Below are 17229 nucleotides of genomic sequence, written 5' to 3'. Positions count from 1 at the left end.
CGATCACGGTGCGTCCTTGTCTCTATCCGGCGGCCTTGATCATGCCGTGCATCCGCAACCAAGCGGCGAAGTTTTCGAACCAGCCGGTGCTGGTGGTCGTCTTCGGATACATGCCGAAACCATGGCCGCCCTGTTCGTAGAGGTGGAATTCGACCGGCCGCTTTGCCGCCATCCAGCTCTCGATCAGCCCCAGGCCCTTGCCGGCGAAGAGCGGGTCGTCGGCGGCGATGGCGGCGAACATCGGCGGCGCGTCCGCCGGCACGGTCACCGGCTCGAGCGGACCATAAACGAGGCCGATGAACGCGGGCTTGGCATCCTGGCCCGCCAATGTGGTCGCCATCGTCAGCATGGCGCCGGCCGAAAAGCCGACCATGCCGATCCGGCTCGGATCGACATGCCATTCGCCCGCGCGCTTGCGGACGAGCGCAAAGGCAGCACGCGCGTCGGCAATCTGCGGCGCAAGATTGGCGATCGCCGCCTCGGGCTTGAGGCGTGTGGTCGGACGCGCGGCATTCGAAAACATCGCCGTCATCGAGCGATCGAATTCCGCCATGTCCTGCGGCGTCTGGTTCAGCCGATATTTCAGCACGAAGGCCGCAACGCCGCGCGCCGCCAGCGCTTTGGCGACATCCGATCCCTCATTCTCCATCGACAGCGTACGAAAACCGCCGCCAGGCGCCACGATCACGGCGGTGCCGTTGGCCTTGGCCGGATCGGGCAGATAGGGGGTCAGCGTGGCGACGGTGACGTTGCGGGCGAACAGGCTGCCATATTGCTGGTGCCAGACTTCGGGCGCGGTCGCCCCCGGCAACGGACCGGTTCCGAGCACGATTGCATCCGGCTGCGCCGGAATGGCGATCGGAACCATCTTGTCGTCCTGGGCATGCGCCGGCGCCGCCAGCGTGAGCGCAGCGCAGGCGAGACCGAAAGCGGAAAGCCGTCCGCCGCCAAACACTTTTCGAACCGTTCCGATTGCCGACATGGCACGCGCTCCTCTCTGTTGATTGGTGATGGATCGATCCCGGCAGCGTTCCGGCATGCTCACTTCAGCAAGGCCGCCTCCGCCCAGGTCGCAGGCTGCGGCATCGCCGAGGTCCGGGTCCCACCGGATGCGCGCGCCACCAGCTCCACGATCCGGACCTTCGCGATGTCTGCCTTGATCGGCGCCGCCGCGGCACCGAAGCGCATCGCGGCGGAGCGGGCGAGCAGCTTGCCGTCGCCCCAGACTTCGAAGACGACCGGCCCATCGGCCCGACGCCCGGAATCGTTGACTCCGACCATCGCCGCGAACTGGGAGAAGCCCGCGTTACGGACTTCGAGGCGAGATCCGGCGAGGACACCGATGCCCGTGTCGTACGACTTGCCGGCGACGCGGAGCAGCTTGCCGTAGGGCGCTCGATCCGGCTCGGCGCCGCCCCACCCGCCATATTGGACATGCTCGCCGCCGCCGCGGGTGCCCACCCAGGGCGTGATCGACGGGTGGATGGTCGGATCGGGGAGCGGAGCCGGGATACCGTCGACGGCGGGGTTGATCCGCCCGGGCTGTTCGGAAAGATAGAGTCCGTCGGCGAGACGCCGATCGCCGCTGACGCGAAACAGCCGCGTCTCGTGGGCGGCAAGTTGCATCTTGGTTTCGCCGCGGAAGCTGCGTTCCTCCTTGCTCCAGAGATCGCGCAGGCGAACGTCGCTGGACGGCAACATCTTCAGATGGTCGGCGGTGAGGATCGCGTCGCGTGCTGCCCCGGTGCGGTTGAACAGCGCAACTGCCTTGCTGCCGTCGGCCAGCGTCTTGACGAAGATCTGCACCTCACCGGAATCGTACGCCAGGACCGCCTGGTTCCCCGCCGGATCCTGGTTGAGCGCGACGACCTCCGCATTGCCGAAAATGGCGAGCAATTGGGGCCTAAGCTTGCGCAGATCGTAGCCGATGATCAGCGGCGAATTGAGCATCGCCCACAGGCTGAAATGCGATCGTGCCTCCACTCCATGCTGCTGATCGAAGTCGCCGGTGCCGACGAACAGCATGTCGGCGTCGTTCCATGAACCGGGATGGGCGTAGAGCGCACGGTGGGTAACCGTGTCGAGATTGGTGAGCATGCGCCCCCACAGCGGCTGGATGTCGTCGCTGGTGCGCGACATGTTGCCGACGTCCTTGCCCCACGAGCGGACATCGCCCGCGCCCCACAGGCAGAGCGAATAGACGTAGGGGCGGCCGTGGCTGTGCCTGCGGATTGCCTCGCCGACTTCGGTATAGAGCTTGCGGACGCCGGCTACGTCCGATCCGCCGAGCGACTGCATGTCGACCAGCGGCGGCAGGGCCCGGTAGAGGCCCGAGCGGACTCGCGGCGCATCGGCCGGCAGCCCGCGCACCCCGCAGCCGTCGACCTTGATCAGATCGAAATTCCATTCGGCGAAGAACAGACGAATGTCCTGATCGACATGGCCGTACAGGCCGACTTCTCGTTCGGCGAGGCTGCCTTCGGGCTGGTTCTTGAAGTCGGGCGTGTAGATCTGACCGCAGCTGTTGCGGCCGATGTCGGAGTAGATGCCAGCCTTCAATCCCATCGCGTGGAGCCGGTCCGTGAGCGGGCGGAAACTGGGATCCGGGCCGGTCGCCGCCGAGGGAAAATGGGCGGTGCGGATGATCAGCCGCCCATCCGACTCGCGCCGCTTCAGCCACCAGCCGTCGTCGATGTTGACGTAGCGATAGCCGAGGCGGGCGAGGCCGGTGTCGACCAGTGCCTGGGCGGAGGCGAGCACCTTTTCCTCGTCGACGTCGCTGTTGAACGCATTCCAGCTGTTCCAGCCCATCGGCGGCACCGGCGCGTGACCATCCGAATTGGCGCTCCACCGTCCGCTCGGCGCGAGCGGATCCGGTGCGGCCCATGCCGGCACGGAAAGCGCCAGCATTCCGGCGAGAAGGACGAACGACATTGTCTTCATTTCGGCAACTCCGGAGATTGCGCGGCGTCGAAGCTTGCCGACTGTCCGGCGACGCCCGTCCCCGGCTGGCCCGAGCCGATCGTGACCCGGTAGCGGCCGGCGGCGACCATACGCCTGCCGTCGGCATCCACGGAACTGAGGTCGCGCGGCGAAAGATCGAAGACGAGATCGCGTGTTTCCCCCGGACGGAGCGACACGCGTTGGAAGCCGCGCAAGGCGAGCCGCGGCATGCCCGGTCGGTCCGGGAAATCGAGATAAAGCTGGGCCACTTCGTCGCCGGCGCGGGTGCCGGTGTTGGTCAAGCGGGTCGAGATGCGCATCCCCTGTTCGGCTCCGGCTTGCGCCGGTTCGACGGTCAACGGCGCGTAGTCGAAGCGCGTGTAGCTGAGGCCATGACCGAACGGATAGACCGGCGTGCCGGCGAAATAGCGATAGGTCCGCCCGCGCATCGCATAGTCGCCGAACGGCGGCAGATCGTCGACGCTGCGGTAGAAGGTGAGCGGCAGGCGTCCCGACGGGTTGGTTCGGCCGGTAAGGATGTTGGCGGCGGCCTGACCGCCTGCCTCGCCGGCATACCAGGCTTCGAGGATGGCGGCGGCATTGTCCTTGGCCCAGGCGAGATTGATCGGGCTGCCGTTCATCGTCACCACCGCCAGCGGCTTGCCGGTCGCGCGTGCCTGTTCGAGCAGAGCGAGCTGATCGGCCGGAAGATCGAGGCTGGTCTTGTCGCCCCCCGCAAAGCCCGGCACCGTCACCCCGGTTTCCTCGGTTTCCAGATCGGCGGTGTGACCGACGACGGCGACCAGCACGTCCGCCGACGCGGCGGCACGGCCCAGATCCTCCTCCGGCGTTTCGGAGATGCGCTTCCAGACGAGGTTGACGCCGCTGCCGACCACCTTGAGCGGGTAGCGGCGCCCCTTGACGAGCGTTCGCGTGACGAGCCCGGGAAGGTCGTTCCAGCGTGCCTTGCGGCGGTCGACCACCTGCTCTCCATCGAAGTCGAGCGTCGCCCCGGCCCCGGCAAGGCCGATGCGATAGGTCCCGGTTTCCGGCGGCACCAGGAACCCGCTATATTCGATGCGGTGGACGTCGGCGACCTGCGCCAACGCAAGATTGCGGTCGCCGATATCGGGCTCGGTGCGGATCACCACCGGCTCCGCCTGCCAGCGCACCGCAGCGATCGCAGCCTCGCGCGCGCCCGGGGCGAAGCGGGCCGGCAGCGCCGTCTCCGGATTGAAATAGCGGACGCGCACCCCGGGCTTGCCGTCGGGCGTGCGCAACGCCGATTCCGGCACGCGGTCCCCATCGGTCAGCGAGGGGCCATAAGGGACGAGCGTGACATTGCGGCGGCCGAGGGTGGCGCGAAGCCCCTCCAGCACCGAGACCGGCGGCCCCGACAGAGTAGAGGAATAATTGCCGCGCAGCACCCGCGTCGCGTCGCCGAGCGGACCGATCACGGCCACCCGCGCCTTGGGCGCGAGCGGCAGGATGCCGTCATTCTTGAGCAGCACCATCGCACGCTCGGCGGCGGTCAGCGCGAGACGGCGATGGTCCGCATTGCCGATCGCCCCCGGCGGAACCGCCTTGGGCGCGCCGCTCAGCCCGGCCAGATCGCCGGTGCGGAAGCGGGCAGCGAACAGGCGGACCAGGCTCTCGTCGATCTCGCTTTGGGTGAGCAAACCCTGCGCCAGAGCGTCGCGGTAGCGATCCTCGAGACCCGCCGTGTCGCCGAGGGTGCCGCCGTGGCATTCGCTGTCGACCCCCGCGCGCATCGCCGCCGCCACCGCTGCGGCGCCGTTCGGCGCATATTTGTGGTTGTCGGCGATGTCGTGGACGGCGTCGCAATCGGAGACGACATAGCCTGTGAAGTTCCAGGCGCGCTGAAGATGATCCTTGAGCAGCAGGTCGCTCGCGCAGGCCGGCTGGCCGTCGATCCGGTTGTAGGCGCACATGATCGATCCGGCGCGCCCTTCGACGATCGCCGCGCGGAAGGCCGGCAGGTAGGTATCCTCCAGATCGTGCGCGGAGACGAAGACGTTGGCCTCGTGTCGGGTCGATTCCGGGCCGCTGTGCACCGCGAAATGCTTGGGCGTCGCGATCACCCGCGGGCGCTCCGGGTCCGGCCCCTGCATGCCGGTGACGAATGCGACGCCCATGCGGGCGGTCAGGAACGGATCCTCGCCATAGGTTTCCTGCCCGCGCCCCCAGCGGGGATCGCGGAAGATGTTGATGTTGGGGGACCAAGTCTCCAGCCCCGAGCCCATCCGCCCGGTTCGCCCGGTCTTGCGGGCGAGCGTATGCAGGCCTCGCACCTCGACGCTGATCGCCGCGGCGACGTCGTGCACGAGCGCGGTGTCGAAGCTGGCGGCGAGCGCGATTGGCTCCGGAAAGTTGGTGGTCGGCAGCGGCCCCAGCGCCCCATGCAGGCTTTCGGTCCACCAATTGTAGGCGGGGATGCCTAGCCTCGGTATCGCCGGCGCGACGTTGAGCAACTGGGCCAGCTTCTCCTCCACCGTCAGTTGCCCGACGAGCGCCCGCGCCTTCTCCAGCGCCGGGTCCGAAGCCGGTGAAGCCTGGACGGGAATGGACGCCGCGCAGAGGAACAGGGCGGAGATCGTCAGTCTGTACGAGCCGCGGGCGGCCGAGCGGGCGGAACTCTGACGGAAAAACGACATGGACACGGGACTCCGGATCAGGCTCAGACGGGCTGCAGGCCGCGTTCGACGATCTTGGCGATCAGCGCGCGGTGCCCGGGAAGGCCGGCGACCATGCGCTGCGTCTGCGCACGATTCTCCCGTTTAGCCCGCCGTGCCGCCTCCGCATCGGCATCGACGCTGCCGGGTACCAGGTCGGTGCGGTGGCCCATACCGTAGAGAACATATTGGTAGCTTGCGGAGGGGAAGACCTCCTCGGCACGGTCGAACTCGTCGATGTTCCAGGGTACCTGGTAGCGCCAGAGCGTCATCAGATCGTGCAAGCGATCGGGGATCGTCTCGGGCCGGACGTTGTCGCGCCAGAAGTCGCTGTCGGTGCGCTTGGTGAGCGCATAATGGAGCTTGAGGAAGTCGATGATCCGACCCCAGCGGTACGTAGTCGTCTCGTTGAACCGCCGCGCCACCACGTCCATCACCTCTCGGCAGGGTGGAAGCTGATCGGCGATCATCTTGGCCGACAATTCGATGAGCACGATCGCCGAGGCTTCGAGCGGCTCCAGGAAGCCGGCAGCCAGGCCGACTGCGACGCAATTGCCTTTCCAGAATTGCTCCCGGTGGCCGCTGCGGATCGACAGCCGACGCACCGGCAGATCGGCGCCGCGCGGCCCCAGATAGGCGCGAAGCGCTTGCTCCGCCTCTTCGGCGCTGGTGTGGCTGCTGGAGAAGACATGCCCGACGCCGCGGCGGGTGGGTAGCCCGATGTCCCAGATCCAGCCCGCCGACTGGGCGGTGGAGATGGTGTGGGAGGCGATCGGATCGTGGGGGTGCTCGTAGGGGACCTGAACGGCGAGGGCGGTGTCGCAGAACAATATGTCGGAGCAGCTGCGGAACGGTACGCCCAGCGCCTTGCCGATCAGCAGGGCGGAAAAGCCGGTGCAGTCGACGAAGAGATCGCCGTTTATGGTCCCGGCCTGTTCGGTAACGAGCCCCTTTAGGTCGCCATTGTCGGACAACAGGACTTCGCCGACATCGGCGCGCACGTGGCGTACGCCGAGTATTTCGCAGCAATGGTGCTGCAGGAAGGTCGCGAACTTGCCGGCGTCGAGATGGTAGGCGTAATTGGCGACCGCCTCATATTCGGGCGTCGCGATCGTCTTCGGGGCCAGCCCTGCATCGCAGAGCCGCCCCTGCGGCGTCACCGCATCGCAGAAGCTTTCGCCCTCCGCGTCGGCGAGCCAATGCTGGGCCAGGTTAACCTGGCCGAAGCTCTGCGGAAGCATCAGCGGATGATAATAGCCGTCATCCTCGTCGCCCGTCGTCCAACGCGCGAAGCGGGCACCCTGCTTGAAGGCGGCATCGCACCTGCGGAACAATTCGGTCTCGGAAATGCCGATCCGGCGCAGGCTGGTGCGCAAGGTCGGCCAGGTACCCTCACCAACGCCGATCGTCGGCACGTTGGGGGATTCGACGAGCGTGACGGTGAAGCCGTGTGCCTGGCGGCCCTTATGCTTGGCCGCAATCAGCCCGGCGGTCAGCCACCCGGCTGTGCCGCCACCGACGATGACGATGTTCTGAACCGGGGTCATCGATCCTGTCGACCCTTACGAAAAAGCGGTGGAGCGCGATCGGGCTCGCGCTCCACCCAGTGGGGATCGGTTAGAAGCGATAGCGCGCGCCGACCGTGAAGCGGCGCCCGTAATCGAACACGTCGAGCAGCTGGTTGGAATAGCGGCCATGGGTGCTCTGCTGATTGTTGTTGAGATTCAGCGCCTCGCCGAACACGCTGAAGTTCTTCGTGATGTCGTAGCTGGTCGTGAGATCGATCTGGAAGCTCTCGTTGACGAAGGTCGGTTCCGCCCCGAACGAGCCGGTGTTCTGGTTCTGGCCGAACTGGAGCAGATATTTGTCCCGCCAGTTGAGCGCCGCCCGAATCTGGAAGCCGTCCTTGTCGTAGAAGCCGACGAAATTGGCTGAATTGGCGAGGCCGGTCACCGCAAAGCCGCTCTGCGAAATGTCTTCGTCGTCATAGGGCCGGTTGGTGTCGACGAAGGTGGCGTTGGCCTGGAAGCCGAAGCCGCTATCGCCGAACACGTGCTGCCAGGCGAGCTCGACACCCCGAACCGTCGCATCCGGTCCGTTGACCTGCTGCGAGACGGAGAAGGTGGCCTCGCGCCCGGTGGTCGGATCGATCACCCCGTTGATCGACTGGCGCGTGACGCCGGCAATGATGAAGTTGCTGACATTCTTCAGGAAAAAGTCGACCGAGAAGTACGAATTGCGGCGATAATACCATTCCGCCGCGATGTCGAAATTGTCGGCGAGATAGGGGCGCAGGTTTGGATTGCCGCCGCTGGCCGAAAGGGCGTTGACCCGCTGTCCGCTGCCGACGTTCAGAACGGGATTGAGAAGGTTGAGGCCGGGCCGCGTCAGCGTTCGCGAGGCATCGAAGCGCAGGATCAGATCCTCGCGGAGCTCGAGCTTGGCATCGATGCTCGGCAGGAAATAGGAATAATTGCTCTTGCTATCGAGCGGCTGGATTTCCGTGTAGGCTCCGACGCTGAGCAGGGTCGGATCGGCCGCGCTTTGCGTCAGGTTGAGCGGCAGGCGGCCCTGGCCGACGGCACGCAGATGGGTGTTCTCGTTGCGAACGCCGGCGTTGAAGTGGAACGGCATGCCGGCGATGTCGGCTTCGAACTGCACGTTTAGGAACAACGCCCAGGTCTTCTCCTTGACGTCCATGACGCTGCCCGGATCGACCTGTTCGTCGAACGTGCCGGTGAAGCCCTTGACGTCCGGATTGTAGCCCGGAATCGGTGTCGCTTGCGGGTTGCCGAGGCCGCTCAGATAGTTCTGGTATGCTACCGGCGAGAAGATGAACACCGACGGCGGCAGGCTGCCGTTGAAGTCCGGGATGAAATTGTCGAGGCTGATCGAGCCCTGGTACAGGTTGGCGGGCAGTGGTGCGATGCCGGATGCGCGTCCTGAAGGCGCGCCGTAGCCGGCATAAGCCTGCCAGAAATTGTTGGTGAACGTGCTCTGGTTGCGGAAGCGGAAGCGGTCCTCATAATATTGGCCGCCCGCCTTGATCGTGAGATTGTCCTGCTTCCAGGTTGCATTGCCGCGGAATTGCAGCAGCTCGTCCGTATTGTGCTGCGTCTGATTGACGGTCACGTGCGAACCGATCACCGAAGTGTCGGCCCAGCGCGCGCCATTGCCGGCCGGGCCGAAGTTGCTGATCGTCGGGAAAGCGTCCTTGCTGTCGCCGTCGATGGTGAAGCGCAGATTGTTGCCCAGCAAGCCACCATAGCCGATGTCGCCATTCTGGCTGCCGATTACGTCGCCCGGATTGAGCCAGCTCTTCGCATAAGCCACATCGCCTTCGAACGACAGGTTCGCGCTTGCGTCGAACTTGACGTTGAGACCGGTTTGGTTGGTCTTCAGGATCTGCTTGTTCAGCGCCGCCGTGAAGTCCGTCGGTGATCCGGCCTGGGTGAAGTCGATCGCCGTTCCGTTCTCATCGAGCTGCACGTTGCGCAGGTCGCTCTGGTTGAACCAGACGCCGAACGCATAATTGTTCTGGGTGACTTTCTGGCGTGAAAAATTGTTGTCCAGCGTCACCATCAATGCGTCGGATGGATGGTATTGCAGCGAGATGCGCGCGTCGACGCGCTCGTCCTGAACCCGTTGCTGTTCGGCGCCATATTGCTGCGGAAACCAGCCGACCACGTTCTTGTTCTCGGGCGCGAGCTGGGCTGGGGTGCAGCTCGGGGTCAGCTGGCACGGGGCATAGAAGCCGCCCGGCCAACCCGAAACGTAGACGCGATTCGTATCGGTGTCGCGGCGGGTGTAAATGACGTCGGCGAGGATGCCGATCGTGTCGTCGGCGAACGTATTGCTGACGAGCAGACCCCCGGTCGGCACGACCTTGCCGGCGCGATCCTGGATCGATCCGGATGCGGTTGCGGCGGCGCGGAAGCCGGGCCGGTCGAAGGCGTTCGGGAAGGCGATGTTGACCGTCGCGCCGATCGAGCTGGATGCAAGGGAGACATCGGGCGTCTTCAACACGCTCAACTGGCCGATGAAGTCGACGCCGACCGTGCTGAAATCGATCTGACGACCACCGGTCGCGGTGGAGATGCGCCTTCCGTCGTACAAGGTCGTGTTGAAATCGCCGCCGAAGCCGCGAACGGTGATTCCGGTCGGTTCGCCGCGGCTTCCCGATCGCTGGATCGAGACACCCGGCAGGCGCTGCAGCGAGGCGGCAACGTTCGAATCGGGGAACTTGCCGATATCCTCTGCGGAGATGACGTCCACGACCCCGGAAGATGTCCGCTTCAGATCGAGGTTGCGCTGCAAGGATCCGCGCAGGCCTGTGATGACGATCTCCCTCTCGTCGTCAGCAACACCGGCCGTGCCGACTTGAGACGTATCGGAAGGCGTTCCGGAATCTTGTGACTGCAGGGAGGTTTGCGCTTGATCCGCAAAGGCAAGCGAGGCCGACTGTTGCTCTGCCGAAGAAGTAGTGCGTGCAGAAGAGTCTTCCGGGGTCGCCTGCGTCTGGGCTACTGCCGGACAAGTCCAGGCAAGAGCCGCCAGGCTGCTCACACTCATAATCTTAAATGAGATTTGGCCACGGCTCCGCAAGCCAGTGGCGCAGCTATTTGCGCCCATCGCAGGTTTCCCTCCTAGAAATCCGCCGGCACTTCTTCAGCGAGTGCTGGTCGGTCGATGCGTGGTCATTCCAAGGCGCCTATAGTTCAAGTGCGACGTCCAGGCCTGCCACGTTAGCGCTACCATTTCACACCGAAAGCGCTTGCGCAAGCTCATGTCTGAGTTTTTTTCGGAATTCGCGATGACGTGCCTTGGCATCGGCGTCTTCGCATGCTCAATGAGGGCCGAGTGAGAAGGGGAGGGATCAAGAGGTGCCGGACTGGCAGTATCTCAACCATGAGCGGCATGCAGCCCTGCGAATAGATCGCGGCTGCGACTCGAAGCGGCATTTTGCGCAAGTGGTAGCAGCGGAATTCCCTGAAGCCTCGATCCACTATCCCATTGTGTTCACGAAGAACCCGGAAAGCGGCGCTTTCTACGCCGGTGTCATCATGGGCCTTGAGCCCGGAACCAACCTGCTCGCGACTGGCGGAAAGTTGCCGGACTATCGCCCTGCCGATCTGGAGCGCCAAGGCTTCTTTCTGGAGGATGACAACGTTGTCATCGACCTTGAAAGTGCTGCCTTTGCGAGTGGCGAGGGAGAAGTGCTCTTCGAGCATGGGGGAGAGGCGGCGCCGGCACTCAAGCGCGTGCAACATGCCCTCAAGCTATTGCGAACCGGTATCGCAGAAACGGAAGAGATGATCGAGCGTCTAGTGACGGCGCAACTTCTGGAACCGATCGATGTCACGCTGAATTTCGACGACGGCAAGCCGATTCGTCTGGAAGGACTCTACACGATCAGCCTCGATGGCCTCCACGGGTTGCCGGATGCCCTGGTCCTCGAGCTGTTCCGCGCCGGCGATCTGCAGCTGGCTTATTCTCAGACAAATTCGATTCGCCACGTCCGCACGCTTGCCCGTATCCGCAACGAGCGGCTGCCGGGAGCAGCCTGATGAGCGGCATTGTCCTGGAAGCGGATCCGGAGTCGCTGCGCGATCCGGAGAGCTTCCGGGCGGGGGTGATGGAACGGTGCGAACCGCGGATCCTGCGGGAGGCGGCGCGAGACTGGCCGCTGCTGGCCGGATCGGACGTCCGGCAGCTGATCGACCGGCTGCGCCGGTACGACGCCGGACGGTCTGCGGAAGTGTTCGTCGGCAGGCCGGAGATCGCGGCCCGCTATCACTATGATGAGAGCCTCGCAGGGTTCAACTTCGAACGGATCGAAATGCCCCTGGGGGAGGCGCTGACCCGCATCATGGAGACGCAGCCCGGGCCTGACAGTGCGAGCCTCTACACCGGCTCCCTCTCGGCGGAGACATATCTGCCCGGTATCGAACAGCTTACCCGGCTGCCGTTCGTGCCGGTTTCGGTCCGGCCCCGCTTCTGGATCGGTCATGCCTCAAGCATTGCCTGCCACTATGACGTCTTCGACAACGTCGCCTGCGTTGCCGCGGGCCGCCGCCGCTTCACGCTGTTTCCGCCCGACGCCATCGGCGATCTCTATGTCGGCCCGATCGACCGCACGATGGCGGGTCAACCGGTTGCGTTGGCAGTCGGCAGTGACCGCGACGATCCCGTCTATCCCCGCTTCGAACGCGCGCGCGGCCGGGCACTCGTCGCGGAGCTTGGCCCGGGCGACGCCTTGTACGTCCCGAAGCTCTGGTGGCATCAGGTCGAAGCGACCGAGCGGATCAACCTGCTCGTCAATTTCTGGTGGGACGGATTCGCGTCGGGACCGGACCAGCCGTACGCCGCCATGCTGCTTGCGATGATTGCGATCGCCGAGCGCCCACCCGCCGAGCGCGCGGCGTGGCGGGCATGGTTCGATCATTATGTGTTCCGGCCGGATGGCCATCCCCTGGCCTTTCTTCCCCCGGAACAACACGGCGTGCTCGGCAATCTCGCGGAGGGTAATTACGGGCGCATTCGGACGACGCTCATGCGCATGCTGAGGAGCAACTGATCGGCCTCACGCGCTCTCCCGTGCGATCAGCCGGAAGCCGACGTCGATTCGCCTTTCGCCATCGCCCCCGCGGGTCCGCCGCTGGATCGCGGCGATCGCCTCGCGCGCAATCCGCCGTCCATCGATGTCGACGGTGGTGATCGTCGGCCGCATCTCGCCCGCAATCGAGCTGTTGCCGAAGCCGAGCACGGCAAGATCGTCGGGAACTCTGAGGCCGCTGGTCTGGGCTTCGACGATCAACCCCTGGGCGAGAAAATCGGATCCGCAGACGACGACGTCCGGCTGCACGTCCAGCCGCTTGATCTCGGCGAACACACGGCGGGCGTGGCCGAAGCGCGATGGAATGTCGACCTCGCCTTCGCTCGGCGTGGCACCGCCCTGCGCCAGCCATTCCTCCTTGAACCCCTCGCTGCGCATCCGCGCCCGGCTGCCGTTGGCGGTTACCAGGTGAGGCCGCTGGTAACCGCGCGCCATCAGAAACCGGGCGATGTCGCGGCCGGCGTCGCGGTGCGAGAAGCCGACCGCGATGTCGACCGGGTCGTCGGGCAATTCCCAGATCTGCAGGAACGTCATCCGGCTGCGCCGCACCAGCGCCTTGATGCGCTCGTTGATCGGTCCGGTCGAGATGATCGCGTCCGCGCGCCGGCTCATCGCCGCCCGGATCATCTGCTCGGCCTGATCCTCCTGGGTGCCGGTCAGGCCGAACATCACGGTGATTCCGCCTGCGCTCAACTCTTCGACCATGGCCTCGATCGTATCGTTGAAGATCGAGTTGGTGAGATTGGGGATCAGCACCGCGACCAGCCTGCTCTTGCTCGAGGCGAGTCCGCCGGCGACGAGATTGGGAATATAGCCGGTCTCGTCGATTGCCGCGCGGATCCGTTCACCGGTCTTGGCGGCAACCACGTCCGGATTGTTGATGAAGCGAGATACGGTGGCCGTCGAAACGCCCGCGCGGCTCGCAACATCTTCCAGCTTCGGAACAGGAGGGGCGCCGCTCATCCCAGGGAGATAGCGACCGCTGCGCTCGGAACGCAAGCTCAGTCGGAGAGCATCTGCCGCAGCGCCGACTTGATCACCTTGCCCGATCCGGTCCGCGGCAGATCCGGCACGAAATGAATTTTCTTGGGCAGTTTGTAGCGCGCCAGCCTTTCGCCGCACGCGGCGAGGATCGCTTCCGAATCAGGATCGGCGCCGGGCTTGAGCAGCACGAAGGCGTGGCCGACTTCGCCCCAGCGGGCATCGGGTACGCCGAGCACCGCCGCCTGGGCGATTGCCGGATGCGCGGCGAGGACCGCCTCGATTTCCGCGGGGTAGACGTTCTCGCCGCCGGAGATGAACATCTCCTTCTTGCGGTCGACCAGGGTGAGAAAGCCGTCTTCATCCTCGCGGACGAGATCGCCCGTGCGAAAGAAGCCGTCGGACGTAAACGCCTTCGCCGTTTCGGCCGGGTTGCGCCAATAGCCGGCGCAGATGTTGGGCCCGCGGAGCAGCAGCTCGCCGACCTCCCCGTCTGCGCAGTCGCTGCCGTCGGCGGCCGCGATCCGACGCTCGATCGTGGCACCCAGCAGCCCGGCCGAACCCGCCTTTCGATCGATGATGGCGGGGTCGAGCGGCATGCCGAGCACGGTTCCCGCCTCGGTCATGCCGTAGCCGTCGACGATCGGGATAGCGTCGGCAAGCCATTCGCGGATCCGCGCGGCCGGGTGTGGGGCGCCGCCGGTGAACACCGCCTTGAGGCCCCGCAACCGATCCGGATCGAAACCGGGTGCGGCGCGCAGCATCTCCGCCATTTGCGGGACGCAGAAATAGTGGCTGATCGCCAGTGCGGGGTCGCCGAGCCGGGCGAGGGTGGTTGCGGGATCGAAGCCGCTCGACACCACGATCCGACCGCCCATCATCAACGCGGGTCGGATATTGGTGACCATGCCGATGACGTGGAACATCGGCGAATCGACCAGAAAGGCGCTTTCGGCGCCGACTTCCCCGAGCACCGCGAAATTGGCTGCGGTCGCGAACAGGTTGCGCTCCGTCAGCAGCACCCCCTTGGGCTTGCCCGAGGTTCCCGACGTGTACAGCATCAATGACGGCAGATCGGCGTCGCCGGCCTCGAACGGCGCCGCGGCGGCCGCCGCGATCCCGGCGGCGACCTCGGCCATATCGCGCTTCGGGACGGTGACGGTGGCGAGACATTCGAGCAGATCGTCACCGACGATCAGCGCCGGATCGCAATCCTCGATCAGCGCGCACAACTCGGCCGGCGCCAGCCGCCAGTTGAGCGGTGCCAGGATCGCTCCGGCGCGGGCGCAGGCAAGCTGCAGGATCACCGTTTCGGGGCAATTGCGGGCAAGCGCCGCGACTCGGTCGCCACGCCGCACGCCCGCCTCGCGCAGGAAGGTGACGGCCGAGGCGATCGCCTGATCGAGCGCGCAGTAGCTGAAGGCCACGTCTCCGGCGGCGCTTGCCAGCGCGATTGCCTCGGGACGCGCCCGGGCGTGAAGGCGGACGAAGTCCGGCACCGGCATCGGCCTTGCGCGCGTCGCGCTCACCATCGCATCCTCTCCAAGGAACTGATGCGAGGCTTCTGGCATATGTTGTGAGTCATAGCAATCTGCGCTAGACGGCTTGCGACATCAAGGAGAGGATCATGACGACAAGCCGCCCGCCCTTCCGCGCCGATCATGTCGGCAGCCTGCTCCGCCCCCGCTATCTGCTCGAAGCGCGCGAACGCGCCAAGTCGGATCCGGGCGAGGCGGCGCGCCTCAAGGGGCTCGAGGATCAGGCGATCCTCGAACTCATCGCGATGCAGGAAGAGGTCGGGCTCAAGGGCATCACCGACGGGGAGGCCCGCCGCGCCTCCTGGCACATGGATTACATCTACCAGATCGGAGGGATCGAGAAGGTCGCCTCCAACATCAAGGTCCACTTCCACAATCAGGCGGGCGACATCGATTTCACGCCCTCGGCGCTGCGCGTCTCGGACCGGCTGAGCCTGCCGTCGACCATCTTCGCCGACGCCTTCCAGTTCCTGCAGGCGAACGTCACGCGCGGCATTCCCAAGCTCACCATCCCGAGCCCGTCGATGGTCCATTATCGCGGCGGCCGCGCCGCGGTTTCGACCAGCGTCTATCCGCGTCTCGAGGATTTCTACGACGATCTTTCCGCCGTCTACGCGCAGGAAATCGCCAATCTCGCCGGGCTCGGCTGCACCTATCTCCAGCTCGACGACACCAGTCTCGCCTATCTGAACGATCCCGAGCAGCGCAAGATGATCGCGGCCGAGGGCGGCGATCCCGAGCGCCAGCACGAAATCTACATCCAGATCATCAACAAGGCGCTCGCCGGCCGGCCCGACGGTCTGACCATCACCACCCACCTGTGCCGCGGCAATTTCCGCTCGTCCTGGGTGGCGTCGGGCAGCTACGATTATGTCGCCGACGCCTTGTTCAACCAGCTCGACGTGGACGGCTATTTCCTCGAATTCGACGACGAGCGCTCCGGCGGCTTCGAGCCGCTCCGTCTCCTGCCCAAGGGCCACAAGCGGGTGGTCCTCGGCCTCGTCACCACCAAGCGCGGCGAACTCGAAAAGCGCGACGACATCCTCCGCCGGATCGAAGCCGCCGCCAAGTTCGCGCCGCTCGACCAGCTCTGCCTCAGCCCGCAATGCGGCTTCTCCTCCACCTTCGAAGGCAACGATCTCAGCATGGACCAGCAGCGCGCCAAGCTTGAGCTGATCGTCAGCATCGCGAAGGAAGTCTGGGGCGAGCTGTAAGAGCGCCGTTCTTCCCAAGTAACGCCCCTCCTTTCAGGGAAGGGCAGGGGTGGGTGGCGCCTTTGGCGGCTCGATGCCGCCAAAGGCGCAGAATGGCATCCTCGCGGCTATCGAACCCGCTCGGCTGCAACCCACCCCCGGCCCCTCCCTTGAGTAGGGAGGGGAGACGAGTGCCGACCCCCCCTCCTTGAACCCGCACCACGATCTTCCCGAACTGCGCATTCGTCTCGAGGTAGCGGTGCGCCGCGACGATGTCGTCGAAGGCGAACACCCGGTCGATCACCGGCCGGAGCGCGCCGGTCTCCAGGCCGCTCAGCACGAACGCCTTCGCCGCCGCCAGTCTGTCATCATCGGCGACGATTTCGTGGATCAGGTAGCCGCGTAAGGTCAGGCTCTTGGCAAGCACGGCACCGATCGGAAAGGGCGTCGGCTCCGGGCTGAGCGCGCCATATTCGATCAGGATTCCGCCTCGCGCCATCGCCGCGGTGAGCGGTCCGAAGGCCGGCCCGCCGATCGGGTCGAACACCACCCGAATGGCCTCACTGCCCGCGATGGCGGTGAGCCGCGCCAGCAGATCCTCTTCGTCCGAGGCGATGACGTGGGCCGCGCCGGCGGCGACCAGCCTGCCTTCCTTGGCAGAGGAGCGGGTGACGGCGATCGGAACCGCACCGATCCGATTGGCGATCTGGATGGCGGCGAGGCCAACGCTGCTCGAGGCTGCAGTGATCACGACGCACTCGCCGGCCGTGATGTTCGCCAGGTCGATCAGCGCGCCATAAGCGGTCACATATTGCATCCAGAGCGCCGCCGCCTCTTCCCAGCCGAGCGTGGACGGATGCTTGACCAGCAAGCGCGCCGGGAACGTCGCTTGCTCGCCGTAAGCGGGCCAGCGCACCATCGAGGGCGGCGGCACGACGCTGACGGCGTCGCCCGGCACGAAATGGGTGACGTCGGCACCGACGCGCTCGACGATCCCAGCCGCTTCGAGCCCCAGGCCGGAGGGCAGCGCCGGAGACTCGATATAGGTGCCCGCGCGCAGCATCGCCTCGGCGCGGTTGAGGCCGATCGTCTTGACCGCGACGCGGACTTCGTTCGGCCCCGGCGGCGGAAGTTCGACATCGTCGATGCGCAGCTCTTCCGGGCCGCCAAGGGCATGAACACGAACGACGCGGGTCATCGGCTTACTCCATCCTGCTGTGACGGAATCCGCTATTCCAGCCTTGAGGCCCGCGATAAACCAGGCG

At 65.6% G+C, this 17229-nt stretch carries 11 protein-coding genes; 3 read left to right on the top strand and 8 right to left on the bottom strand.

The annotated features are described in order from the left end of the window. Positions 1-22 precede the first annotated feature (22 nt). The 5 genes from ETR14_RS08065 to ETR14_RS08045 all read right to left on the bottom strand — a co-directional run bounded on the left by ETR14_RS08065 (position 23) and on the right by ETR14_RS08045 (position 10268). A complete protein-coding gene (locus ETR14_RS08065) occupies positions 23-982 on the bottom strand; it encodes an alpha/beta hydrolase (protein ID WP_129384138.1) in 960 nt (319 codons plus the stop codon). Positions 983-1041: 59 nt separating this feature from the next. Then, on the bottom strand, positions 1042-2934 hold the full coding sequence (locus ETR14_RS08060; protein ID WP_129391535.1) for an NPCBM/NEW2 domain-containing protein: 1893 nt from the start codon (positions 2932-2934) through the stop codon (positions 1042-1044). A gap of 5 nt (positions 2935-2939) precedes the next feature. Beyond that, a complete protein-coding gene (locus ETR14_RS08055; protein WP_129384137.1) occupies positions 2940-5618 on the bottom strand; it encodes a glycoside hydrolase family 3 C-terminal domain-containing protein in 2679 nt (892 codons plus the stop codon). A 23-nt stretch (positions 5619-5641) separates the two neighbouring features. After that, entirely contained in the window at positions 5642-7183 is a 1542-nt protein-coding gene (locus ETR14_RS08050) for a tryptophan halogenase family protein (RefSeq protein WP_129384136.1), read from the bottom strand. Positions 7184-7253: 70 nt separating this feature from the next. Beyond that, on the bottom strand, positions 7254-10268 hold the full coding sequence (locus ETR14_RS08045; protein ID WP_243455814.1) for a TonB-dependent receptor: 3015 nt from the start codon (positions 10266-10268) through the stop codon (positions 7254-7256). A 251-nt stretch (positions 10269-10519) separates the two neighbouring features. Here ETR14_RS08045 and ETR14_RS08040 point away from each other — a divergent pair, with 251 nt between their 5' ends. Together ETR14_RS08040 and ETR14_RS08035 are read left to right on the top strand one after the other, a co-directional pair. Continuing rightward, the gene (locus ETR14_RS08040) at positions 10520-11203 is read left to right on the top strand and encodes a SapC family protein (RefSeq protein WP_129384134.1); all 684 of its coding nucleotides are present in this window, start codon (positions 10520-10522) and stop codon (positions 11201-11203) included. Then, entirely contained in the window at positions 11203-12213 is a 1011-nt protein-coding gene (locus ETR14_RS08035) for a cupin-like domain-containing protein (protein ID WP_129384133.1), read from the top strand. The genes ETR14_RS08040 and ETR14_RS08035 overlap by 1 nt, the downstream gene beginning before the upstream one ends. A gap of 6 nt (positions 12214-12219) precedes the next feature. Here ETR14_RS08035 and ETR14_RS08030 read toward each other — a convergent pair whose 3' ends face one another. After that, entirely contained in the window at positions 12220-13215 is a 996-nt protein-coding gene (locus ETR14_RS08030) for a LacI family DNA-binding transcriptional regulator (RefSeq protein WP_129384132.1), read from the bottom strand. A 38-nt stretch (positions 13216-13253) separates the two neighbouring features. Beyond that, a complete protein-coding gene (locus ETR14_RS08025; RefSeq protein ID WP_206185998.1) occupies positions 13254-14765 on the bottom strand; it encodes an AMP-binding protein in 1512 nt (503 codons plus the stop codon). A gap of 95 nt (positions 14766-14860) precedes the next feature. On the opposite strand from ETR14_RS08025, the gene ETR14_RS08020 reads away from it, so the two are divergent. Continuing rightward, the gene (locus ETR14_RS08020; protein ID WP_129384131.1) at positions 14861-15985 is read left to right on the top strand and encodes a 5-methyltetrahydropteroyltriglutamate--homocysteine S-methyltransferase; all 1125 of its coding nucleotides are present in this window, start codon (positions 14861-14863) and stop codon (positions 15983-15985) included. On the opposite strand, the gene ETR14_RS08015 is transcribed toward ETR14_RS08020, so the two are convergent. After that, entirely contained in the window at positions 15951-17162 is a 1212-nt protein-coding gene (locus tag ETR14_RS08015) for a zinc-dependent alcohol dehydrogenase family protein (protein WP_129384130.1), read from the bottom strand. The genes ETR14_RS08020 and ETR14_RS08015 overlap by 35 nt on opposite strands. Positions 17163-17229 lie beyond the last annotated feature (67 nt).

This window comes from Sphingosinicella sp. BN140058 (genome assembly GCF_004135585.1).
Taxonomy (GTDB): domain Bacteria; phylum Pseudomonadota; class Alphaproteobacteria; order Sphingomonadales; family Sphingomonadaceae; genus Allosphingosinicella.
Note: the sequence above shows the minus strand (reverse complement) of the source record. Positions and strands in the feature narration are given on the sequence as shown.